Raw genomic sequence first — 22942 nt, forward strand, 5'->3', positions numbered from 1 at the left:
CGGGCGTTCCAGGCGTTCCCTGCGTTCCGTGTGGTCACGGTGCCCCGGACCACCGGACGGCCCGGCCCCCGGTACGCGGGCAAGCGGGAGTTCAGCGGGTGCCAAGACAGGCACGTCAGGGTGGTCCGCATGCCGTTCCTGCCGAGAACCCACGAGATCCCCCCGGGCGTGAGACACGAGAGGTTCCACATCCGGCCCATCACGATTCACGACGCGGTGCGCGACTTCGACGCCGTGATGAGCAGCGCGACCCGGCTGCGGGAACGCTTCCCGCTGTGGGGTGGCTGGCCACTCGGCGACATGACGCTGGAGGAGAACCTGATCGACCTGGCCTGGCACCAGAAGGAGGCCCTGCTGCGCAGGTCCTTCAACTACGCGGTCATGAGTCCCGACGGGTCCCGCCTGCTCGGGTGCGTCTATGTCGATCCTCCGGAGCGGCGAGGGGCCGACGCCGACGTGTCGTTCTGGGTACGGGCCGACGAGGAGGGCACGGGCCTGGAGGAGGAGCTGGAGCCGGTGGTCCGCGCCTGGCTGGACGAGGCGTGGCCGTACGCCTCGGTGCGCTGGCCGGGCAGGGAGATCTCCTGGGAGGAGTGGGACCTCCTACCGGACGCGCCTGGGGCGAACGTGCTTCGAACGGACGGGTGAGGCACCCCGGCGGGGAAGGCCCCCGGACAAACGGGCGGCCGAGTGGGCGGGCAGGAGAACGGGGGCTGATGTGCGAACGGGTGGACAGACGAGTGGGCGGGTGAACGGGCAGGTGGGCGGCAGAGGCGATCCGGGCGGGACGATGACCGGCCCGGGTCTCGCCGTGGAAGCCACTGCCCTCGCCACGAGCGGCGACGGCCGCCGGTCGGTGGACCGGCGGCCGCGCGAACGTGCGGACTCGCGAGCGAGCGTGCGTACGAGCGTGTGGACCCGCGAACCCACGGACCCACGGACCTGCGGACCTGCGGACCCGCGAACGTGCAAACCAGCAGACCCGCAAGTAAGGATCAGGGAGTCTTGGTGATCTTCACCTTCTCCTTGCGGTAGTTGTTGCCGTGGCCGTCCGGCCGGTAGCCGTTCTCCACGTTCCCGGCGATGTCGACGGCGAACCAGCGCACCTCGGTGTCCTTGGTGACCGTGATCTGCTGCGCGCCCTCGCGCGTCCCGGCGGCGGCGAGCTTGGTGGAGCTCAGCGTCGGGCGGCTGCCGTCCAGCGTGTAGTACACGTTGGCGGGCTCGTCGGTCGCGAAGGTGAACGTGGAGGAGGTGGTGGTCCAGCCGGTCTTCTTCAGCTCCGACTTAGGACTGTCCCTGTCGTCGGCGAAGGACCGGGCGATCTCCAGGATGCCGATCTGACCGCTGGCGAACTCCATCGCCTCCTCGTGTCCCTCCGCGAAGTCCGGCTGGAAGCCGACCGCCCGGAACTGCTTGGTCGCCGGGTCGTAGACGTCCGCGCCGACCTCGAAGTCCCAGCCGATGATGCCCCGGTTGTACCAGTGTTCGTCGGCGCTGTTACCGGCCGCGGAGTACAGCACGTCGGGCACCGGACCGGTGCGACCCGGCCAGATCCCGGTACCGCGCCACGACTGGACCGCGGAGAGGATGTGGTCGGAGGCGTCCCAGAAGAAGTTCTCCGTGCCGTAGTCGACCCGGGGCAGCAGCTCGCGCCCGGCGGCCTTGTACGCGCCCGGAGGCCACATGAAGTAGCCGCCGTAGGAGTGCGTGTTCATCGCGAACTTGATGTTCGGGTACTGGGTGGTGAGCCAGACCTCGTTGCGCGCCTCCGGCTCCGACAGCTCGGCCGGGCCCGCGAAGGTGTCGCTGGTGCAGGTGGTCGAGGCGCCGCTGTAGCCGTCGAAGATGGAACCGACCGAGAAGTTGCGGTTCAGGTCCACCCCCCAGGAGTTGCGCCGCGCCGGGTCCGCCGCGTTGGCCGGGCAGTGGTTGGTCAGGTTGCGGCGCTGCATGTTGTAGTCGTACATGCTGTAGTGCCCGCCGTCGGGGTTGGACGTGGGCAGGATGAAGATGTCGAGGTCGTCGACGAGCTTCTTGGTCCGGCCGTCGCGGGCGTAGTTGCGCAGGAGCCGCTCGGCGGTCTCCAGGCAGACCAGCGGGGTCACCCATTCGCGGGCGTGCTCCTGGCAGTAGAGGAACACACCGGTCTTCGACCCGTCGCGCTGCTTGCCGATGCGCAGCGCCTTCATCTGGAACGGGTCGCGCGAGATGGTCGCCGGCGCCTTCAGGTTGTCGGTCAGCTTCGTCGCCGCCGCCGCGTCGACGAGACCGGTACCGGCGTTGCCCCGGTAGGTGGCGGCGCTCAGGAGCGCCGACGACGCGGTGTTGCCGTTGAGCGCCTCCACCACCTGGAGGGCGGTGCTGCTGATCGCGGAGGACGCGTCCGTGCCGAGGTTGACCACGACGTCCTTGCCGCTCACCGAGACGCCCAGCGGGCTGGAGGCGGCGTCGGGCTTCACCAGGGCGAGGCTGATGTCGTTGCCGCCCTCGTGCCCGTACGTCTTCGAGCTCACGTAGAACGTGCTCGCCGCGACCGTGCCGAACTGCGCCTGCGCCGCCCGGCGGTAACCGTTCGTCTTGTGGGGCAGGTTGACGATCTGGCTGATCTTCGGGAACTCTGCGGCGAGGGCGGTGATCCTGCCGGTGAGCTCGGTGGGGTCCATGTAGCGGTCGACGAAGTCCGCGACGTAGTGGGGCTTCGGCGCCTTGCGCGGGGAGCCCAGCCACTTGGTCACCGGGACCGTGACCGAGCCGCCGCGGTTGCTCGTGATCGTGACCTTGGTGGGGATCGCGGTGAGGGAGAGCGGCGAGCTGAACCGGTGGTACATGTACTGGCCGGCGTCGGTGAAGCGCGACATCGTCGTGGTGCCGCCCGAGTCCGGGGGCGTCTTCCTGCCGCTGTCCCAGGTGGCGGTGAGCACGGTCTCCGCGTCGACGGCGCTCGACTTCACCTCCACCGACAGGAAGCGCTGGTCGTCGAGGCTGGTGAACCACTCGGCGCGGAGCGGGGTCAGCGTGTCGACCTCCGCCGCCGCCTCCGCGGCCTCCTTGAGCGCCTCCCGCCGTTCCGCCCTGTTCTCGGCGACGTCACTCTGGTCGGAGATGGGGCCGCGTACGTCGAAGCCGAGGTCACGCAGCCGCTGGGCCTCCGGGGGGCTCAGCACGGCGTGGACCTCGAGGCCGCCCTCGACGGACTTCTTGTACTCCGCGAGGTCGACGTCCAGGGAGGTGAGCCGGTCGACGGCCGCCTGGTCGGGAACGATGACGCGCAGCAGCGCCACACCGTTCTGCTCGGTGCTGGACTGCCGGTCGGGGGCGACCTCGCTGACCGGCGGGGCCGGGTCGGCGAGGACGGGCATCGAGCTGAGGCTGAGGGCGAGGGGCAGGGCGAGCATGACCGCGGCGCGGCCGGCTCTCCTGCCGGTGAGGGAGCTCCTCATGAAAGATTCCTCCAGTTGGCGCACGTCTCAGGTAGGGGGGCACCTGGAAATAAGTGCGCTATCGGCAAGAATCTTCGCTAGAGGGTTGATATCCGTCAAGGAGCAAACTAGCGGCGTAACCTATCCGAATTACGCAAGCAATACCGAAGGAAAACCGTCGCCCCACCAGCGGCTCCGGCCGTCACACCCTCGCGGCGCCGCGAACCTGAGGCGACGGCCCCCACCTCGGACGAAAGGCGCCGAGCGTCCTCGGGGGCCAGCCCGGCTTTCGCGGCCCAAAATCCGGACTAAAGCCCCTAAACCACAACAACACCCACCAAAAGTGCAATACGCCTTTGGACCCGCCGGGACACTCTCCGATCGCTACTCTTCGCAGGGAAAAGTCAACGGTGAGTAAAGAGGGCGCTCATGGGGCGAAGACTGATGATGATGGCGGTCGCGGGGGCGGGGGTGGCCGTCGTCGCCGGGGCGGCGCTGTTCGTCTCCGGCGAGCAGGGGTCGCGGGCCGCGGGGTCCATCCTGCGGGTGCCCGCGCTGGAGGACCCGCTGACCGGCCAGGAGGTCGCCCAGGCCACCACGATCGCCTCTGCGGGGTCCAGATCGCACCTGGCCGCCGGGCGGATCAAGCTGCTCTACGTGGAGCGCGACGACGACAAGGACTCCTCCCCCGACCGCCGCCGCGCCGATGCGTACCTCTACGACTACGGCAGTGACAGGCTCATCGTGCGGACCGTCGACCTCGGCCGGGGCGAGGTCGTACGGGAGACCGTGGCGCGGGGGGTGCAGCCACCGCCCTCCAAGGAGGAGGAGACGACGGCCGCCGGACTCCTGCTCTCCCACCCGGGATACGGCAAGACCGTGCGCGAGGCGTACGCCAAGGCCGGGGGCGGGTCGCTGAGGTCGGCGGCGGAGCTGGGGCTGCGCGGGTTGATCTTCGTCCCGTCCGGTGAGAGCGGGCCCGCCCGGGAGTGCGAGGTCCACCGGTGCCTGCGGCTGTTCGTCCGGCTGCCCGACGGCACCTGGCTGGACACCAGCCGGATGGTCGTCGACCTGTCCGCCAAGAAGATCCACACCCTGGAGTGGTAGCCCGTGTTCCTCCGCCTCACCCTCTCCTGCGCCCTGCTCGCCGGAGGGCTCGCCGCACCGCCCTCCGCACCCGGCGCGCCCATACCGCCGCTGCCGCCGCCCATGTCGTCGACGTCGTCCAGCGCGCCTCCACCACCCCGCGCCACAGCGGAGGCGACGGCGCCGGGGACCGCCGCGCGGCCTCCGGCGGCTCCCTGCAACGCGCCGTACCGCGTCGACAAGACCCTGCCCAACGGGGCGCGCTGGCAGCTCTGCTGGGAGATGCGCAACGTCGAGGGCCTCACCCTGACCAGGATCGTCTACACCCCGAGGGGCCAGCGGCCGATCACCGTGCTGCGCAGCACCTCGCTGGCCCAGATCCACGTGCCGTACGACAGGGGCCGGCCCCGCTACCACGACATCGGGTCGCTGGGCTACACCGCCATCCCGCTGCGGGCCGCCGACTGCCCGCTCGGCGAGCGCCGCGAGCAGTTCGTCTGCGTGACGACCAGGGCGCGCGGCCACGCGCACCTGAAGGCGCTCCCCGACCAGCTGAACGTGACGGCGCAGGGGCGTGACCTGGTGGTGTTCGCCGCCTTCCAGGTCGGCTGGTACACCTACCTGGCCGAATGGGCCTTCTCCGACGACGGCGCGATCACCCCGCGCGTGGGGGCCACCGGCTCGCTGGCCGGGTTCACCACCACGCCCGAGCACGGCTGGCCCATCGGGGTGGGCCAGAGCGGGTTCGAGGCGAGCCACACCCACAACATCTTCTGGCGCCTGGACTTCGACGTGGCGGGCCGGGCGGACGACGTCGTGGAGCAGTACGACTTCAGCGGCTCCGGCACCGCGAGCCGGAAGATCCAGCGGACGGCGTTCGCGGCGGAGGCCAAGTCCGTCAGCAGGCCGATGCGCTGGTGGCGGGTGGTCGACAGGAAGGTGCGCAACGCCGACGGACACCGCGTCTCCTGGGAGATCAACAACTCCGACACCGCCCAGTACCGGGGTCCCGCCGACGAGGCCTTCACCCGGGCCGATCTCTACGTCACCGACTACCGCTCCTGCGAGCGCCTCGCGACGGTGAACCCGTCCCCCCGGTGCGCCAGGTCCGTCGACCGCTACGTCAACGGGGAGCGGCTCGCCGACCCGGTCCTGTGGGTCAACGTCGGCTTCCACCACGTCCCCCGCGACGAGGACGCCGACCCCATGCCGAGCCACTGGCAGGGGTTCCGCATCACCCCCCGCGACGTCACCGCCAAGAACCCGTACTGACCGGCCGTTTCCCGCCGTTCCCGGCCGTTCCCGGTGGGCCCGGCGACGCGGTCGCCCGGCACCGGCCGGAACCCGCGTACGACGCCGCCCATGATCGGATACGGTCGGCGAACGGTGTTGTGATGGAGCCCCCACATACCCGACAATCGTGACTTTTGTCTCGCTCAGATCCGCACGTTTTCCGAACACGCATGGTGATAGCGGACATGGGCATGGGTTCGGTCACCCGATTAGGGCAAGGTAGGGGCTATCGATCTACGGGAGTGAGCCATGAACGCGCACCAGGACCTGGACCGGCTCGCGGGCGGAGCGCACCATGATCCGCACTCGATCCTCGGGGCGCACCTGGGTCCCGAGGGCGTGACGATCCGGACGCTGCGCCCGCTGGCGCGGAAGGTCCAGGCGCTCGTGGACGGCAGGGCCCACGACATGAGCCACGTGGCCCACGGTGTGTTCGCGGTGACCCTGCCCGGAGTCGACAAGATCCCCGACTACCGGCTCCGGATCACCTACGCCGACGCCGAGCCGTACGAGACCACCGACCCCTACCGGCACTGGCCCACCCTGGGCGAGGTGGACCTGCACCTCATCGGCGAGGGGCGCCACGAGCGGCTCTGGGAGGTCCTCGGCGCGCGGGTCATGCGGCACGAGGACGTGGACGGCACGGCCTTCGCCGTGTGGGCGCCCAACGCCCGCGGCGTCCGGGTCATCGGCGACTTCAACCACTGGGACGGCGGCGCGTACCCCATGCGCTCGCTCGGCAGGTCGGGCGTGTGGGAGCTCTTCGTCCCCGGTCTCGGCCCCGGCGACCGCTACAAGTTCAGCGTCCTGGGCGCGGACGGGGTCTGGCGGGCCAAGGCCGACCCGATGGCCCGGCGCACCGAGCTGCCGCCCGCGACCGCGTCGGTGATCGAGAGGTCGGAGTACGCCTGGCGGGACGACGAGTGGATGCGGCGCCGCGCGGACGGTGACGCCCTGCGGGAGGCGATGAGCGTCTACGAGGTGCACCTCGGCTCGTGGCGGCCCGGCCTGTCGTACCGGGAACTCGCCGTCGAGCTGGTCGACTACGTGGTGGACATGGGGTTCACGCACGTGGAGCTGATGCCGGTGGCCGAGCACCCGTTCGGCGGCTCCTGGGGTTACCAGGTGACGTCCTACTACGCCCCGACGTCCCGTTTCGGCTCCCCCGACGACTTCCGCCACCTGGTCGACAGCCTGCACGCGGCGGGCATCGGGGTGCTGGTCGACTGGGTGCCCGCGCACTTCCCGATGGACGACTGGGCGCTGGCCAGGTTCGACGGCACCCCGCTGTACGAGCACGCCGACCCCGGGCGGGGCGAGCACCCCGAGTGGGGCACCTACATCTTCGACTTCGGCCGCAGGGAGGTGCGCAACTTCCTGGTCGCCAACGCGGTGTACTGGCTGCGTGAGTTCCACGTCGACGGGCTGCGCGTCGACGCGGTCGCCTCGATGCTCTACCTCGACTACTCGCGGCGCGAGGGCGAGTGGACGCCCAACGAGTACGGCGGCAGGGAGAACCTCGACGCGGTCGCGTTCCTCAAGGAGATGAACGCGGTCGCCTACCGGGAGGCGCCGGGCATCGTCACCGTCGCCGAGGAGTCGACCGCGTGGCCGGGCGTCTCCCGTCCGGTGCACCTGGGCGGGCTCGGCTTCGGGTTCAAGTGGAACATGGGCTGGATGCACGACACGCTCGCGTACCTCAAACACGAGCCGGTCTTCCGCCAGTACCACCACCACCAGATGACGTTCTCGCTGATGTACGCGTACTCGGAGAACTTCGTGCTGCCGCTCTCGCACGACGAGGTGGTGCACGGCAAGGGGTCGCTGCTCGGCAAGATGCCCGGCGACGAGTGGCAGCGGTTCGCGAACCTGCGGGCGCTGTTCGCCTTCATGTGGGCCCATCCCGGCAAGCAGCTGCTGTTCATGGGCGGCGAGTTCGGCCAGGGCTCGGAGTGGTCGGAGGAGCGCGGGCTCGACTGGTGGGTGCTCGACTTCGAGGGGCACCGGGGGGTGCAGCGGCTGGTCCGCGACCTCAACCGGGTCTACCGGGAGTCTCCGGCCCTGTGGAGTGTGGACGCCTCCCCCGACGGCTTCCGCTGGATCGACGCCGACGACGCGCAGGGTAACGCGTTCTCCTTCCTGCGCTACGCCGAGGACGGCTCGGTGGTGGCGTGCGTGGCCAACCTCTCCGGCGCGCCGCACGAGGACTACCGCCTCGGCCTGCCCTTCCCCGGCGCGTGGGAGGAGGTGCTCAACACCGACGCCTACGACTACTGGGGTAGCGGTGTGGGCAACCTCGGCACCATCGAGGCGACCGAGGAGCCTCGCCACGGTCTCCCGTACTCCGCCACCCTGCGCGTCCCGCCCCTGGGCACCCTCTGGCTGCGCCACCCGGGCGCGCTCGCACCCGCCGCGGACGAGCGCGCGGTGGAGATCGTCCAGGCCGCGGAGCAGGAGATCGTACGGGAGCGGCTGGAGATCGTGCGGGAGGCGCCCGCGGCCGACGGGCCGGGCGAGCGCAGGGAGGCCGAAACGGCCTGACCGAGCCGTCGCCTCTCCCGCGCGGACCGGGCCCGACCGGGCCGCCGGACTCTCCCCAGCGGACCAGGCCGAAACGGGCCGGTCGCGTGATCAACGCGACCGGCCCGTTTCGCGCTCTATGCTTCCGGCACCCGCGCCGCCACCCGGCCAGCCGAAAACCTTAAATCGGCCTTATATCCACGAACGAGGCATTGACCGTCGGCGTACGAGAACCTACGCTCTGGAAACTAATAGGAAACTTTCCTATGAATACGGGGACTTGGCACTCTCTGACCTGGAGCGACCCTTGCGACGAATTACCATCGGCTCCTTCATTGCGGCAGCGGCGCTGCTGGTTCCCCTGGGGATCGGCACGGCGACGGCCGCCACACCCGCCACCGCGACCTACTCGACGACTTCGAACTGGGGCTCCGGCTTCGAGGGCAAGGTCGTCGTGAAGGCCGGGACGAGCGCGCTGACCAACTGGAAGGTCGAGTTCGATCTCCCCGCCGGCACCTCGATCAGCTCGTCCTGGGACGCCGACCTGACGAAGAGCGGCAACCACTACACCTTCGTCAACAAGGCGTGGAACGGCGCGCTCGCCGCGGGCGCCTCGACGAGCTTCGGTTTCAACGGCGCGCCCGGTGGCATTACCAGCGTGCTGAACTGCAAGCTCAACGGCGCCGCCTGCACCGGCGGCCCCACGAACCCGACCCCCACCCCGACGCCCACGGTCACCCCCACGCCAACCCCGACCCCGACCCCGACGGTCACCCCCACCGTCCAGCCTCCCGGCGGCAAGAAGATCGTCGGATACTTCACCCAGTGGGGCGTCTACGCCCGCAACTTCCACGTGAAGAACCTGGTCACGAACGGCTCCGCGTCGAAGCTGACGCACATCCTGTACGCCTTCGGCAACACCACCGGCGGCCGGTGCACCATCGGTGACTCCTACGCCGACTACGAGAAGGCCTACACCGCGGCCGACAGCGTCGACGGCGTGGCCGACACCTGGGACCAGCCGCTGCGCGGCAGCTTCAACCAGCTCCGCAAGCTGAAGAAGGCCTACCCGAACATCAAGGTCATCTGGTCCTTCGGCGGCTGGACCTGGTCCGGCGGCTTCACCCAGGCCGCGCAGAACCCGGCCGCGTTCGCCGACTCCTGCTACAACCTGGTCGAGGACCCGCGCTGGGCCGACGTGTTCGACGGCATCGACGTCGACTGGGAGTACCCCAACGCCTGTGGCCTGACCTGTGACAGCAGCGGCCCGAACGCCTTCAAGAACATCATCTCCGCGCTGCGCGCCAAGTTCGGCCCCAACGCCCTCGTCACCGCGGCGACCACGGCCGACGGCTCCAACGGCGGCAAGATCGACGTCGCCGACTACGCGGGTGCCATCAACAACCTGAACTGGCTCATGCCGATGACGTACGACTACTTCGGCGCGTTCAACGCTCAGGGCCCGACGGCTCCGCACTCGCCCCTCACCTCCTACGCGGGCATCCCGACGGCGGGCTTCAACTCCGACGCGGCGATCCAGAAGTTCAAGTCCAAGGGCATCCCGGCCAGCAAGCTGCTGCTGGGCATCGGCTTCTACGGCCGAGGCTGGACCGGCGTGACCCAGGCGGCCCCGGGCGGTTCCGCCACCGGCGCGGCCCAGGGCACCTACGAGGCCGGGATCGAGGACTACAAGGTCCTCAAGACCAAGTGCCCGCCCACCGGCACCGTCGGCGGCACCGCCTACGCCTTCTGCAACGGCAACTGGTGGAGCTACGACACCCCCGCCACCATCACCGGGAAGATGACCTACGCCAAGAACCAGGGTCTGGGCGGGGCGTTCTTCTGGGAGACCAGCGGCGACACCACCAACGGTGAGCTGATCACCGCCATCTCCAACGGCCTCAAGTAATATTTCGACCACTCGGCCCCCCGTGTGCGCTACGCCGCGGGGGGTCGAGCTTTTCTCCGAAGATCCTCCAAATGTGGGGCAAAGTATTCACGCGGCGCAGACGGCTGCTTAGACTCCGAAACGCCCGTTTGATCCCCCCGGAGGACGTGTGCGACTTCGAGCTGTCGTGGCCATGGCGTTGGTTCTCACCATCGCACCCGCGGTACCCGCCCTCGCCGAGGACCCACCGGCGCCTCCAGCGGTCTCCGCGAGCGAGAGCCCACCGGCGACCCCGGGCGACGGAACCGGGGAGACGGGCGGCCAGGAGACACCCGCCGCCACACCGGCTCCGGCCACTCCGCTGCCGAAGCTGGAGGCGGGACTCGCCGCCGACGACGACGGGGCCCGGGTCATCGTCGAGCTGGCGGCCCCCGCGGAGGCGGCGCCGGTGGCCGGGGAGGCGCGGCAGCTGCCCGACGCCGAGGTCGTCCTCGAACCCGCGGACACCTCGTTCATCGTGGTCGAGGGCACCGGTGAGTCGCTCGCCAAGCTGGCCGAGGACCCGCGCGTCCTCTCCATCCGCCGCGACCGCACGTACTCCTCCACGTCGCTGGAATCCCTGAGCTCGGCGGGCTCGCTGGCCACGAGTTTGCAGGTGATCGGCGCGGACAAGGCGCACGCCGCCGGGACCAAGGGCCAGGGCCAGACGATCGCGATCATCGACACCGGGATCGACGCCGCCCACCCCGACTTCGGGGGCAAGGTCGTGGAGCAGGTCTGCTTCTCCGCGACGGACGAGGGCGCGCAGTCCCTGTGCCCCAACGGGCAGACGAGCGACCCGGGATCCGCCGACGCGAAGACCCCCGCCTGCGTCCACGAGGGGGTCAACCTGTGTGACCACGGCACCCACGTGGCGGGGATCGCCCACGCCGTCGCGCCCGACGCGGACATCGTGGCGATCCAGGTCTTCAGCAGGCTCAACGACTGCGACGACGAGGGCGGGGTCTGCCTGACCGCGTTCGAGTCCACGATCCTGCTCGCCCTGGAGCACGTCGCGAAGCTCAAGGAGGGCGGCAGGAACGTCGCCGCGGTGAACCTCAGCCTCGGCGGCGGCCTCTACGAGGGAGCGTGCGACGCCGAACCCGAACTGGCGGCGATGAAGGGCCGGATCGACGACCTTCGCGCCAAGGGCGTCGCCGTCGTGGCCGCCGCGGGGAACGAGGGCGTACCCGGCGCCGGGGCTCCCGGCTGCTTCTCGGGGCCGGTGACGGTGGGCGCGACGGGCGACGACGACAGCGTCGCCCCCTGGTCCAACCACGGCTCCGTGCTCGACCTCTTCGCCCCCGGTCTTGAGATCGACTCCGCGGTGCCCGGCGGCGGCCACCAGGTCTACAGCGGGACCTCGATGTCCACCCCGTTCGTCACCGGCGCCCTGGCGCTGGTGGCCCAGAAGACCCCGGGCACCCCGGACGCGATGGCCGAGCAGCTCGAGAAGGCGGGCCGCCCGATCACCTACGGCGAGGTGACCACCCCGCGTCTCGACCTGAACGCCGCGCTCGCCGGGGGCACCCCCGGTCCCCCCGTCACCCAGAATCCCCCCGCCCCCGAGGATCCCCCCTCCGGCTCCGACGACCCGAACGAGGACCCCTCGGAGGAGCCCTCCGAGGAACCCAGCCCCGAACCCAGCTCGGGCCCCTCCCCGTCGGCCACCCCGAGCGACCCGGTGCCGACGCCGGTCCCGCTGCCGACGGTGACGATCACCGTGACCGTGACCGTCCCCCCGACCCCCTCGACGGCGGCGCCCGCGGTGTGCACGCGCGGCAAGTCCACGAGGACGCTGAGCGCCGCGCAGTGGGCGGTCGAGGTCACCCGGGGCAAGGGGAAGATCACGGACGCGACGCTCGGCTGCTACCTCGGCCTGGTGACCAAGGCCAGCAAGGTCTTCGCCGAGGTCACGCCAGCCTCCACCCTGGGCGGCGCGTACCGGGTGCTCAAGCCCGCCAAGAAGACGGCGAAGGCGAAGCTGGAGAGCGAACTGCTGGCCGCCTGGCTGAACTGGGCGAACGGCGGCGTGAACTTCACCGCGAAGATCACGGAGAAGACCACGCTGAAGACGGTCCTCACCTCGGTGGAGAAGGCACGCCTGAAGGGCGCCTCCCCCGCCGCGTCCACCTCGATGCTCAAGCAGCAGGTGAACGCCCGCCGGACCGCGTAGGCGCTGTGTGGCGCTGTGTGGGCGCCATATGGGCCCCGGGGGTCGTACGGCCCCCGGGAGCCGGAAGGCACGTGGCCGCTCACGGTCGCGCGAGCCTCCGGGGGCGGTGGCCGCTCACGGTCGTGCCGCTGGTCACGGCCCGGGGGCGCGAGCCTTCAGAGGCCGGAAGGCAGGTGAACCCCACCGAACCGCATAAGCCCGGTATGTGTCGCTTAGGGTGAGGGGCATGGACGCGACCAAGGTGATCATCGACAGTGTCGACCGGTTCAAGCAGCGGCGTACCGCTCCCCTGGTTCTCGAGCTCGACCTCACCGAGGGCCTGACCGACGGCAGTCCTCCGGCGGATCCGCTGAGCGCCATCATGGCGATGCGCAAGACGAGCCTGACCGACGTGCTGGCCGGGCTCAAGCGCGCCAGGAAGGACGACCGGGTCAAGGCGCTGATCGTCAAGATCGGCACCCAGCCGCTGGGCCTCGCGATCGTCCAGGAGCTTCGCCAGGCCGTCATCCACTTCCGGGCCTCGGGCAAGCTGACCGTCGCCTTCGCCGAGACCTTCGGCGAGTTCGGCGCGGGCACCGTCCCCTACTACCTGGGCAGCGCCTTCGAGCGGGTCTACCTCCAGCCGTCCGGCGACGTCGGGCTGACCGGCGTCGCGATGGAGCAGCGCTTCCTGCGCGGCGCGCTGGGCAAGCTCGGCGTCGAGTACCAGATCGGCCAGCGGCACGAGTACAAGACGGCCGCCAACACCTTCACCAAGGACCACATGACCGAGGCCCACCGCGAGTCGATGGGCCGCATCACCGAGTCGGTCACCGAACAGGTCGTGGCCGGGATCGCCGAGGGGCGCGGGCTCGAACCGGCCAGGGTGCGCGAGCTCATCGACCAGGGCCCGTTCATCGGCGCCGAGGCCGTCGAGGCCGGGCTCGTCGACCGGCTGGCCTACCGCGACGAGGTCTACGACGAGGTCAAGAAGTCCGTGGGCGACAGCGCGCTGCTGCTGTACGTCGGCCGCTACGCCAAGGCGCTGTCCGCGAGGAGGCTCCCGCACCCCGGCGAGCAGACCGTCGCGCTGGTCCGAGGCAACGGGGCGATCCGGCTCGGCCGCAGCGGTCGCAGCCCGCTGGGCGGCGGGGGCGCCATGGGCTCCGACACCATCTGCGCCGCGCTGCGCGCCGCCCGTCGCGACGACAACGTCAAGGCCGTCGTCTTCCGGGTCGACAGCCCCGGTGGCTCGTACGTGGCCTCCGACGCCATCTGGCGCGAGGTCGTGCTCACCCGCAAGGCGGGCAAGCCCATCGTGATCTCGATGGGCGACCTGGCCGCCTCCGGTGGTTACATGGTCTCGATGGCCGCCGACGTGATCGTGGCCCAGCCGGGCACGCTCACCGGCTCCATCGGCGTGTTCGGTGGCAAGGCGGTGATCGGCGGGCTGCTGGAGAAGATCGGCGTCTCCTCGGAGACCGTCGGCGAGGGCGCCAACGCCGGGATGTTCTCCCCCACCAACGCCTTCTCCGAAGCCCAGTGGGCGCGGGTCAACGCCTGGCTCGACCGGGTCTACGACGACTTCGTGAACAAGGTCGCCGAGGGTCGCGGCCTGTCCCGCGAGCGCGCCCACGAGCTGGCCAAGGGCCGGGTCTGGACCGGAGCGGACGCCCTGGAGGGCGGTCTCGTCGACGAGCTCGGCGGCCTGGAGGACGCCCTCGCCCTGGCCCGCAAGAGGGCCGGGCTGCCCGTCGACGCCCCCGTACGCGTCTATCCCAAGCTCAACCCCCTGGAGCGGCTGCGTCCCGCGGAGTCCAGCGAGGACAAAACCGCCGCCATGGCCCAGGTCCGCCTGGAGGCGTGGGGCCCGATCGCCCACCTGGCGGGCGAGCTGGGCCTGCCGTCGTACGGGCCGCTGATGCTCCCGGGCCAGTGGACGATCCGCTGACCGTGCCTTCCCGCGTTCCTCGGTGAGGCCACCGCGTCCGGACGGCACGTCCGGCGCGGCGGCCTCACACGAAGCCCCCGGCGAGAAGACCACCCGAACGCGGAGTCCTCGTCGGAAGGGCCCCCGAACGCGGGCCCCTCGTCGGCACGGCCACCCGGACGCGGAACCCTCGTCGGTACGACCGCCCGGGTCAGGCGACTCTTCCCGTAGCGGTGCGCCTCCCACGAGAAGGGCCGTCCCTTCCGGGCGAATGGCCTTCCCTTCCGGACGAAGGGAAGGCGGCGTCCTGCCGGACGGATCAGCGGTAGCGGCTCCGATAGCGGGCCAGCGGCAGAACGGACGTGTCGACGTAGTCGACCCCCAGGACCTTGGCGATGAACAGCGTGTGGTCCCCGGCCGGGACGACCTTGACCGTCTCGGCCTCCAGCGCGGTGACCCCGCCGTCCACGACGAGGGCCTCGCTCAGCGCGCCCCGGTGGTGCGGCGTTCCCGCGAGCAGCAACCTGGCACCGGGACGGCCCGCGGTGGCGAAGCGGCTGGCGATCGCCTTCTGCCCCGCCGACAGCACGCTGGCGGCCCATCGGTCGTACCGGAGCAGCAGCTCGTTGAGGTATCCGGTGTTGTCCAGGCTCACCATCACCAGCGGCGGGTCCAGCGACAGCGAGGTGAAGGTGGCGACCGTCACCCCCACGTCGTCGCGCCCGTCCTTCACCGTGACGACCGTCACACCGGTCGTCACCTGGGCCATGGACTCGACGAACTCGTTCATGCGGACATCATCCCGGAACCGGCCGGTCGCCCTGCCCTCGGCTGCACCTCGACCGGACACGGCCATGATCTCCCCACCGGACCCCGGCACCTCAGAGGTTCCCGGCGGCCGAGGGGTCGCGCCTGTCGAATGAACTCACCTGAATTCACCCCCCGCCGGGAATTCCACCGGAACCGTCATCCGGTTCGGACTCACCTGACGGACCGGCGTAGCGCTGAGCCACCGAATGGTCGCGAGAAAAAACAGCTTCACCTTCAACGAAAGACGGAAGCCTCTGGAAAGCCCACCTGTGTGAACCGGCGCCGAAACCCCACGGATCAGGCTCCTCCCTCTTTATCGCATTCCCCCTCTTGACGCTCACGCTTGGTGTTGAATTGCCCTCTATGTCATATGATCTTGATGCTTCACGGCGGGGACTTCGCGAGGTGTGCGTGCTCGGGGTCGCGGGGCTGCTGCTCGTGGTGAGTTTCTGGGAGTGGTTCGGTATCACCGTGGCTGTCGGGGGCTGGACCGAAAAGCCCACCGCGCAGGTGACGGCGAACGCCTGGCAGGCTTCCACCGCCTGGTCGGTCGCGGTGCTGCTGGGAGTGGCCGCCGCGGTGCTGTGGTGCGTTCGCCTGCGCGGTAGCGCCGACAGAGCCTCCCGGCCCGCCGCGCTTGCCTTCGTCGCCCTCGGCATTCTTCTCGTGGCGTGGCAGTGGTGGATTATCCCGGCGTCCGGAGATTCATCCAAAGGCGTGATCGTGATTACCGCCGAAGATTCTCCCCACAGCCTGGCCAATCCCCCCACGGTCGAGGAGGAGCTAGGAAAAAATCTTCAGGAAGGGTTGTCCATCGTCCATGAACCGGGATATTACTCGGACGTGCGTCTCGGGCTCTGGACCGCACTGCTTCTGCTTGTGCTGGAGTTGGCCCTCATGGCCGGCGCGCTCCTTCCACGTATCATCCCGCCATTGCTGACGAGCTCTCGGAATAGGTGGGCGGGCCCGAACAACCTTTCCGCGCGAACAGACGTGCGATACCGTGAAACGATGTTCTTCGAGCCCGTGCCGGCGGAGCGGGAACCCTCCCTCGGCCGCCCCGAGCTCCCGCCCTGGTCGGCTCCCCCCTCCCTGGAGGCCGGGGCCGTGCTCGCGGTCGAGCGGGTGGTGGCCCGGAGTGCGAACGTCGTGGTGCTGCTGCCGACGATCCGGGTCTTCGGCACCGGCTGCCTGCTGGAGGTGGAGGTCGTCTCCAGGCAGGGTGGCCTGTCCGCCGAGGACTGGTGGTATCTGCGGATGGCCGGGGCCCCGTTCGGCCAGACGGCCGGGCGCGGCGGCCCGCCGGACTCGCTGTTGCGGCTGGGCGTGCGGTTCGCCGACGGCACGAAGGTCACCACCCTTGAGCGGACGGCCCCGTCCGGCGGTCCGCCGGACGGGCCCACGCTGTCGTGGTCTCCGACCGGCGGCGGCATGCGCGGCGGCGAGTTCGGCTTCAGCAATTTCGGGCTGTGGCTGTGGCCGCTGCCCCCGGCGGAGAACTTCGAGTTCGCCGTGGAGTGGCCGCTGGGCGGCATCGAACCGACGATCGTCGAACTCGACGGCGCCGCCATCGTGTCCGCCGCCGAACGGTCGGCGCGCTACTGGTCCGACGACGACCGGTGAGAACGCCGGAAGGCGGGTGGATGTCCACCCGCCTTCCGATGAGAACACCGCGAAGAGCTAGAGCAGGGCGTTCTGGGTGAGCCAGTCCTTGGCGACCAGCTCGGCGTCGTCCTTGTCGACCGCGACGCGCTTCATCAGCGCGACCAGGCCGGCGGTGTCGAGCTTGGCGGAGACCGCGTCGAGGGTGGTCTTCACGGTGTCGTTCACGCCCGCCTTGTTGACCAGGGGGGCGATGTTCTCCGCCGCGAAGGCGCTCTTGTTGTCCTGGAGGGAGACCAGGTCATTGACGATGATCTTCGGGTCGGTGGTGAAGACGTTGCCGACCTGGACGGTGCCGTCCTTGATGGCGTCGGCGGTGGCGTCGCCGGTCTTCTTCCACTCCTTGAACTCCAGGCCGTACGTGTCCTTGAAGTTCTTCTCCTGGCGGGTCTGGAACTCCGGCGGGCCGCCCACCGAGTAGTTCTTGGCGACCTTGACCAGGTCCTCGATCGTGGTGAGGCCGTCCTTGGTGGCGGTCTCCTTGGTGACGGTCAGCGAGTTGTTGTCCTCGGCCGGGGCGGGGGTGAGGACCTCCAGCTCGGCGGGAAGCTTCTCCTTGAGACCCGCGAGGACGTCGTCCTTCGACTTCGCCGTGGTCGTGTTGTCGACGAAGGCGAGGAGCGAGCCGATGTACTCCGGCAGGATGGTCAGGCCGCCGCTCTTGACCTGGTCGTACAGGACCTCGCGGCTGCCGATGTTGAACTTCTCCTCGACCTGGACGCCCTTGGCGGCCAGGGCCTGGGAGTAGATCTCGCCGAGCAGGACGTTCTCCGGGAAGTTGGCCGACCCGATGACGACCTTCCCCCCGGCCGCCGGAGCGGAGGCGGACCCGGACTCGGCAGGAGCCGGGGAGGCGCTGGTGAGCGGATCTCCGCCGCCGCACGCGGTAAGTGTGAGCGCCGCGGACAGGAGGATCGCCGCGGTGCTGATCAGGCGCTTCATGGTGCTATTCCCTTCCAAAACGGGGGGTAAAGAAGACTATCTGATGGTCTGGCGCTCGCTCACCCCCGGGGAGACCGTTACGCGCTGTACCAGAGTGAACCCGAGCTGGACGAGAAGCGCCAGCAGTGCTACGAGGACCGCCCCGCCGATCGTGCTCGGGAAGTTCTTGGTCGCGAGACCGTCGATGATGAAGCGGCCGAGGCCGCCCAGGCCCACGTAGGCGGCCACGGTCGCGGTCGCCACCACCTGGATCGCGGCCAGGCGCAGGCCCAGCAGGATGAGCGGCAGCGCGACCGGCACCAGCACCCGGCCCAGGACCTGTCCGCCCCGCAGGCCCATGCCGTACGCGGCGTCGCGCAGGTCGGGGTCGACCCCGCGGATGCCCTCGTACGTGTTGACCAGGATGGGCGGCACGGCCAGCGCCACCAGCGGGATGAGCACCGGCAGGATGGTGCCGACGCCCATGAACAGGACGATGAGGACCAGCAGGCCGAGCGTCGGCAGGGCGCGGGCCGCGTTCGCGGTGAGGATGACGAGCAGCGCGCCCTTGCCGGTGTGGCCGATCAGCAGTCCCAGCGGGATCGCGATCAGCATGGCGAGGAGCAGCGAGAGCCCGGCGAACTCCAGGTGCTCGATCAGCCGGTTGGGAATCCCGTCGGGTCCCGACCAGTTGGCCGGGTCACCGAAGAAGTCGATCAGCCAGTTCACACGGCCTCCTCTGCCCGCGATCCGATCAACCGCTCCGCACAGACCGCACGCGATCCGATCAACCGCTCCGCACAGACCGCACGCGACCCGATCAACCGCTCCGCACAGGCCACACACGCCCCGATCAACCGCTCCACGCGGACCATCCGCGATCCGATCGGCCGGTTCACGCGGACCCCCTCGCCCGTGACCACGGGGTGAGCAGGCGTTGCGCCAGGATCAGCAGCAGGTCGGCGATCCCCGCGAGCACCACGACCAGCACGATGCCGACGACGATCGGGGTGTAGAACTGCCGTTGCCAGCCGTCGATGAACAGGTAGCCGAGCCCGCCCCTGCCGACCAGCGCGCCGACGCTGACCAGGCTGACGCTGGCGACCGTGGCCACCCTGAGCCCGGCCAGCACGACCGGTACCGCGATCGGCAGCTCGACCTGGAGCAGCCTGCGCAGCGGGGTGAAGCCCATGGCCACCGCGGACTGGCGCACGTGGTCGGGGACCGAGCTCAGCCCGTCGACGACCGCGGGGATCAGCACCGCCATGGCGTAGAAGGTGAGCGGGACCATGACGGTCGTCCGCGTGGCGAGGCCGGTGATCGGGATGAGCACGATGAAGACGGCCAGCGAGGGAAGCGAGTAGATCACGTTCATGACGCCGACGGTCGGCTGGTAGAGCCAGCGCCAGCGGACCCCGGCCAGTCCGAGCGGGAGCGCGATGACCAGCCCGATGAGGATCGGCACCAGCGCCATCACGATGTGGTCCCCGAGCAGGCCCTGGATCGTGGGCCAGTTGCGCCCGATCCAGTCCCAGCGGACCAGCGGTTCCTCATCCATCGACACCTCCCGCGACTCCGTCGGCACCCCGCGCCGGACCGTCGGTGGAACCGGTGGAACCTGCACCCCGCGCCGGTCCGCCGTCGCTTTCCGCGTCCCCGGCGCTCTCCGCGATCCCGACGCTTCCCGTCACCTTGGTCAGCGCCTCGTCCAGGGCCTCGCGGGTGGCGGCGCCCACGGCCCTGCCCGCCCCGTCCACCGCGACGGCGTTGCCCGACGGGGAGAGCAGCGTCGCGTCCAGCGCGGCGCGCAGCGAGTCGCGTCCGCTGACGAAGGTCCCGTACGGCGCGAGCTCCGCGTCGGCGAGGGTGCCCGACTCGGGAAGGTCCTTGACGGCGGCCCAGCCCAGCGGCCGTTTCTCCTCGTCCACCACGGCCAGCCACGGCTCTCCGATGGCACGCGCCGAGGCGGTGTCGGCCGAGACGGGCACGAGCAGGTCGGTACGGAGCCGCACTCCCTCGTCCGAGACGAACGACAGCCGCCGGATGCCCCGGTCGCGGCCCAGGAACTCGCGGACGAAGTCGTCGGCGGGCCGGGCCAGCAGTGTCGCGGGGTCGTCGAGCTGGGCGAGGTGGCCCCCGACGCGGAGCACGGCCACCCGGTCGCCGAGCTTGACGGCCTCGTCGATGTCGTGGGTGACGAACACGATGGTCTTGTTCAGCTCGGCCTGGAGCCGCAGGAGCTCCTCCTGCAGGCTCGTACGGACGATCGGGTCGACCGCGCTGAACGGCTCGTCCATCAGCAGTACGGGCGGGTCGGCGGCGAGCGCGCGGGCCACGCCGACGCGCTGCTGCTGCCCGCCGGAGAGCTGGAAGGGATAGCGGTCGGCCATCTTGAGATCGAGCCCGACCCGTTCGAGGAGCTCCATCGCCCGGTCGCGCGCCTTCTTCTTGTCCCAGCCGAGCAGGACGGGCACCGTCGCCACGTTGTCGACGATCTTGCGGTGCGGGAAGAGCCCCGCCTGCTGGATGACGTAGCCGATGCCCCGGCGCAGTGTCGGCGGGTCGATGGTCTTGACGTCGACGCCGTCCAGGAGGATCTGGCCCTCCGAGGCGTCGATCATTCTGTTGATCATGCGGAGGGACGTCGTCTTACCGCATCCCGAGGGACCGACGAAGACGGTTATCTCCCCTGTCGGCACCTCAAGGCTTAGATTGTCCACGGCGACGGTCCCGTCGGCGTAGCGCTTGGTGACACCATTGAATGTGATCATGCGCAACCTCTTGTTTTCGCAGGGTTACGGCCCTCCTGCCCCAACCGTCCCCATGATCCCGCGTGGGCCAGCCTATGCCCCTCTTCTCCGATCTGTCTTCCAGGCTTTCCCCAACCACCCCGGAAGCAGATCCACAAGTGTATTTCTCAATAAAAGGGCATTGAGTAGTGCGGGAGGTGCCCATGACTTGACATGATTACCCACACTGCCGGAGTCGATCCCTCCGGCACCGTACGTCACAGGTTTCACAGGCCTCACAGCCACTCCGCCCCTCCACCACGCTCGCCGAACCACCAGAGGAACCGGTCCCGTGACCCAACCGCTCCTCGGTCAACGCTCGCGCGTCGAACTGATCGCCGAGATATACGACCGCCACGCAGCAGGGCTGTTCGCCTACTCCCACGACCAGCTGGGCGACGCGGACTCGGCCTCCGACGTCCTGGTGGCCGTCCTCTCCGGTGTCTCGGACACCGAACCGCCGCGCGCCGCGCTGTACGCGCTCGCCCGCCGCGAGATCTTCCTGCGCGACATCGTCTACTCGCCCCCCGTCGGCCGCGACCCGGCCGCCGCCCTCGTCGAGCGCGTCCTGGGTGACCTGCGCACGCACCAGCGCGAGGTGCTGTACCTGTCGGGCGTGTGCGAGATGAACGCCGCCGAGTTGTCCTGGGTGCTCGACGTGGCCGTCGACACCGCCGACGAGCTGACGGTGAGCGCCTGCCGCCGCTTCGCCCAGTCGCTGGGCTGCGCCCTGGCCTCGGCCAAGGTCCCCGAGCACATGACGGAGGTGTTCGGCGCCCTCGCCGTCGCCCCGGTCCGCGACGTCCTCAACCTCGCCCCCTGGGCCACTCCCCCGGCGAGACTGCGCGCCGCCGTGCTCGGGCCGACGGCGCCGCCCGCCCTTCCCGCCGCCCGGCGATCGACGTCACCGCTGTTCGGACAGCTGTGGCCGACGACGCCCGCGTGGCCGCTGCCGCTCGCGGAGACCGGCGTCCCGATCGGCGCCTCGGCCTTCCCCTCGGTGCCGGACCACATGGCCGACGACCGCTTCCCCGATCCCTTCGCACCGAGGGATCCCGACGCCGTCTCCGAGCACGAGGCCACCACGCAGCCGATGCCCAAGCTCGGCGATTCGGTACTCACCGCCCTGGACACCGCGGCCCTGCGGCCTCGCCGCCGCCTCCAGCGTCCCCGGCCGCGCCGGGCGATGCCGCTGGCGGCGCCGATTCCCGGGGACGTGCTGGACGACGCCCCCGGGCGGGAAGACTTCTTCCGCCCGCTCACCCCGGAGGCGCGGGCGGCCCGCGTCCGCACCGACAGGCTCGTCGCCGCCGCCCCCCGCACCGAGACGCCACCCGCCGAGACGCCCGAGGCTCCGGCCTCCGAGACGCCCCGGGCTCCGGTTCCGCCCGCCGAGACCTCCCGGACTCCGCTCGCCAAGGTCTCCCCGCTCTTCCCCGCCGAGACCTCCCCCGCGCCGTTCACCGAGACCACCGACACTACCGAGGCATCTCCGGCGTCCTTCACGGAAACCCTTGGGACGCCCTCCGCCGAGACCTTCCGGCCCCCGTTCGCCGCGCCTCCTCGGGGGCCGTCCACCGGCACCCCTCGCACACCGCTCACCGTCGTCCCGTCCGCCGGCATCCCCGGCGACGTGCTGGACGACGGGCTCGGGGACGTGCTGGACGACGCGCGTCCCCTGCCCGGCTGGCCCCTGCAGACCGACCAGCTCGACGCCCTCGCCGACCGCGAACGCCAACAGCCCTCCGCCTCCGCCCCCGCTCCCACGCGAGAGGCCGGGCGGCACGCGGCCACCGCCGACGAGCACCCCCGGCTCTCGCTCCCCGTCTGGGCCACGCGGGCCGAGAGCCCCGCGCCCCCGGCGGACCGTGCCCGGCCCCCGCTCCCCGGCCGGACCACCCGGGACGCCGATCCCGTCCGGCCCTCCGCCGTCGACTGGTTCGCGGACGCCGCTCCCTCCGGCGCCCAGACCCGCGAGGCTCCGACCGCCCTGCCCACCTGGACCCCCAGGACCGATCACCTTCGCACCCCCACCGGTCGCGCCCAGCTGCGCCTGCCCCGCTGGGTCATGCGCGAGGACGAGCCCGGCGACGCCCCCCGCCTCGCGCCTCCGAACCACACCCTGACGCCGTACGACGCGCCGCAGGACGACGCGGCGACCATGCCCGGGAACGGGTTCGCGGCGATACCCCCGGTGCCCCCGGCGCTCGCGGAGACCGGGGCGGACGAGACGGCCTCCTCCCCTTCCGGCCCGATCGCGTCCCGAGGGCGCCGGAGTGGCCGGCCACCGCGCAGTCACAAGGCGACGAAGAACGCGGTCCACCACGACTGGGCCTGGGAGGTGATCGGCTTCGTCATCGCGGTGACGATCGCCATGATCGTCTTCTTCGCGGTGCCGATGATGACCACTCCGTAAGCCTCCTCGCC

15 protein-coding genes are annotated in these 22942 nt (G+C 70.4%); 9 read left to right on the forward strand and 6 right to left on the reverse strand.

Going from position 1 to position 22942, the window contains the following annotated elements:
• Window positions 1–39: 39 nt before the first annotated feature.
• Entirely contained in the window at window positions 40–648 is a 609-nt protein-coding gene (locus ABD817_RS12665; RefSeq protein WP_344918032.1) for a GNAT family N-acetyltransferase, read from the forward strand.
• A 347-nt stretch (window positions 649–995) separates the two neighbouring features.
• Here ABD817_RS12665 and ABD817_RS12670 read toward each other — a convergent pair whose 3' ends face one another.
• Window positions 996–3443: a M14 family zinc carboxypeptidase gene (locus ABD817_RS12670; protein ID WP_344918033.1), complete on the reverse strand. Its 2448-nt coding sequence runs from the start codon at window positions 3441–3443 to the stop codon at window positions 996–998.
• A gap of 408 nt (window positions 3444–3851) precedes the next feature.
• Here ABD817_RS12670 and ABD817_RS12675 point away from each other — a divergent pair, with 408 nt between their 5' ends.
• From ABD817_RS12675 to sppA, 6 genes are all read left to right on the forward strand, one after another.
• Window positions 3852–4529, forward strand: coding sequence for a hypothetical protein (locus ABD817_RS12675; protein WP_344918034.1), 678 nt, complete (start codon window positions 3852–3854; stop codon window positions 4527–4529).
• 3 nt (window positions 4530–4532) lie between these two features.
• Window positions 4533–5780, forward strand: coding sequence for a copper amine oxidase (locus ABD817_RS12680; RefSeq protein ID WP_344918036.1), 1248 nt, complete (start codon window positions 4533–4535; stop codon window positions 5778–5780).
• 270 nt (window positions 5781–6050) lie between these two features.
• The gene (gene glgB, locus ABD817_RS12685) at window positions 6051–8342 is read left to right on the forward strand and encodes a 1,4-alpha-glucan branching protein GlgB (protein ID WP_344918037.1); all 2292 of its coding nucleotides are present in this window, start codon (window positions 6051–6053) and stop codon (window positions 8340–8342) included.
• 286 nt (window positions 8343–8628) lie between these two features.
• The gene (locus ABD817_RS12690; protein ID WP_344918038.1) at window positions 8629–10230 is read left to right on the forward strand and encodes a glycosyl hydrolase family 18 protein; all 1602 of its coding nucleotides are present in this window, start codon (window positions 8629–8631) and stop codon (window positions 10228–10230) included.
• A 148-nt stretch (window positions 10231–10378) separates the two neighbouring features.
• Window positions 10379–12424, forward strand: a complete 2046-nt coding sequence (locus tag ABD817_RS12695) for a S8 family peptidase (RefSeq protein ID WP_344918039.1) — start codon at window positions 10379–10381, stop codon at window positions 12422–12424.
• 226 nt (window positions 12425–12650) lie between these two features.
• Complete coding sequence (gene sppA / locus ABD817_RS12700) at window positions 12651–14354, forward strand: signal peptide peptidase SppA (RefSeq protein ID WP_344918040.1); 1704 nt, start codon at window positions 12651–12653, stop codon at window positions 14352–14354.
• Window positions 14355–14652: 298 nt separating this feature from the next.
• On the opposite strand, the gene ABD817_RS12705 is transcribed toward sppA, so the two are convergent.
• On the reverse strand, window positions 14653–15123 hold the full coding sequence (locus ABD817_RS12705; protein WP_344918041.1) for a flavin reductase family protein: 471 nt from the start codon (window positions 15121–15123) through the stop codon (window positions 14653–14655).
• A gap of 431 nt (window positions 15124–15554) precedes the next feature.
• Between ABD817_RS12705 and ABD817_RS12710 the strand changes: the two genes are divergently transcribed.
• Window positions 15555–16766: a hypothetical protein gene (locus ABD817_RS12710; RefSeq protein ID WP_344918042.1), complete on the forward strand. Its 1212-nt coding sequence runs from the start codon at window positions 15555–15557 to the stop codon at window positions 16764–16766.
• A 57-nt stretch (window positions 16767–16823) separates the two neighbouring features.
• On the opposite strand, the gene ABD817_RS12715 is transcribed toward ABD817_RS12710, so the two are convergent.
• The 4 genes from ABD817_RS12715 to ABD817_RS12730 form a co-directional block, all read right to left on the reverse strand.
• Entirely contained in the window at window positions 16824–17747 is a 924-nt protein-coding gene (locus ABD817_RS12715) for an ABC transporter substrate-binding protein (protein WP_344918043.1), read from the reverse strand.
• 36 nt (window positions 17748–17783) lie between these two features.
• Complete coding sequence (locus tag ABD817_RS12720) at window positions 17784–18455, reverse strand: ABC transporter permease (RefSeq protein ID WP_344918044.1); 672 nt, start codon at window positions 18453–18455, stop codon at window positions 17784–17786.
• Window positions 18456–18621: 166 nt separating this feature from the next.
• A complete protein-coding gene (locus tag ABD817_RS12725) occupies window positions 18622–19284 on the reverse strand; it encodes an ABC transporter permease (RefSeq protein ID WP_344918045.1) in 663 nt (220 codons plus the stop codon).
• A complete protein-coding gene (locus ABD817_RS12730) occupies window positions 19277–20497 on the reverse strand; it encodes an ABC transporter ATP-binding protein (protein WP_344918046.1) in 1221 nt (406 codons plus the stop codon). The genes ABD817_RS12725 and ABD817_RS12730 overlap by 8 nt, the downstream gene beginning before the upstream one ends.
• 310 nt (window positions 20498–20807) lie before the next feature.
• Here ABD817_RS12730 and ABD817_RS12735 point away from each other — a divergent pair, with 310 nt between their 5' ends.
• Entirely contained in the window at window positions 20808–22931 is a 2124-nt protein-coding gene (locus tag ABD817_RS12735) for an RNA polymerase sigma factor (protein ID WP_344918048.1), read from the forward strand.
• Window positions 22932–22942 lie beyond the last annotated feature (11 nt).

The sequence above is a fragment of the Streptosporangium oxazolinicum genome, assembly GCF_039537505.1.
Classification (GTDB): domain Bacteria; phylum Actinomycetota; class Actinomycetes; order Streptosporangiales; family Streptosporangiaceae; genus Streptosporangium; species Streptosporangium oxazolinicum.

What these genes read in the sequence shown, in the direction of transcription:
- ABD817_RS12670 (WP_344918033.1), bottom strand. Translation starts at nt 3,443, where the DNA reads ATGAGGAGCTCCCTCACCGGCAGGAGAGCCGGCCGCGCCGCGGTCATG.
- ABD817_RS12675 (WP_344918034.1), top strand. Translation starts at nt 3,852, where the DNA reads ATGGGGCGAAGACTGATGATGATGGCGGTCGCGGGGGCGGGGGTGGCC.
- glgB (WP_344918037.1), top strand. Translation starts at nt 6,051, where the DNA reads ATGAACGCGCACCAGGACCTGGACCGGCTCGCGGGCGGAGCGCACCAT.
- sppA (WP_344918040.1), top strand. Translation starts at nt 12,651, where the DNA reads ATGGACGCGACCAAGGTGATCATCGACAGTGTCGACCGGTTCAAGCAG.
- ABD817_RS12705 (WP_344918041.1), bottom strand. Translation starts at nt 15,123, where the DNA reads ATGAACGAGTTCGTCGAGTCCATGGCCCAGGTGACGACCGGTGTGACG.
- ABD817_RS12715 (WP_344918043.1), bottom strand. Translation starts at nt 17,747, where the DNA reads ATGAAGCGCCTGATCAGCACCGCGGCGATCCTCCTGTCCGCGGCGCTC.
- ABD817_RS12725 (WP_344918045.1), bottom strand. Translation starts at nt 19,284, where the DNA reads ATGGATGAGGAACCGCTGGTCCGCTGGGACTGGATCGGGCGCAACTGG.
- ABD817_RS12730 (WP_344918046.1), bottom strand. Translation starts at nt 20,497, where the DNA reads ATGATCACATTCAATGGTGTCACCAAGCGCTACGCCGACGGGACCGTC.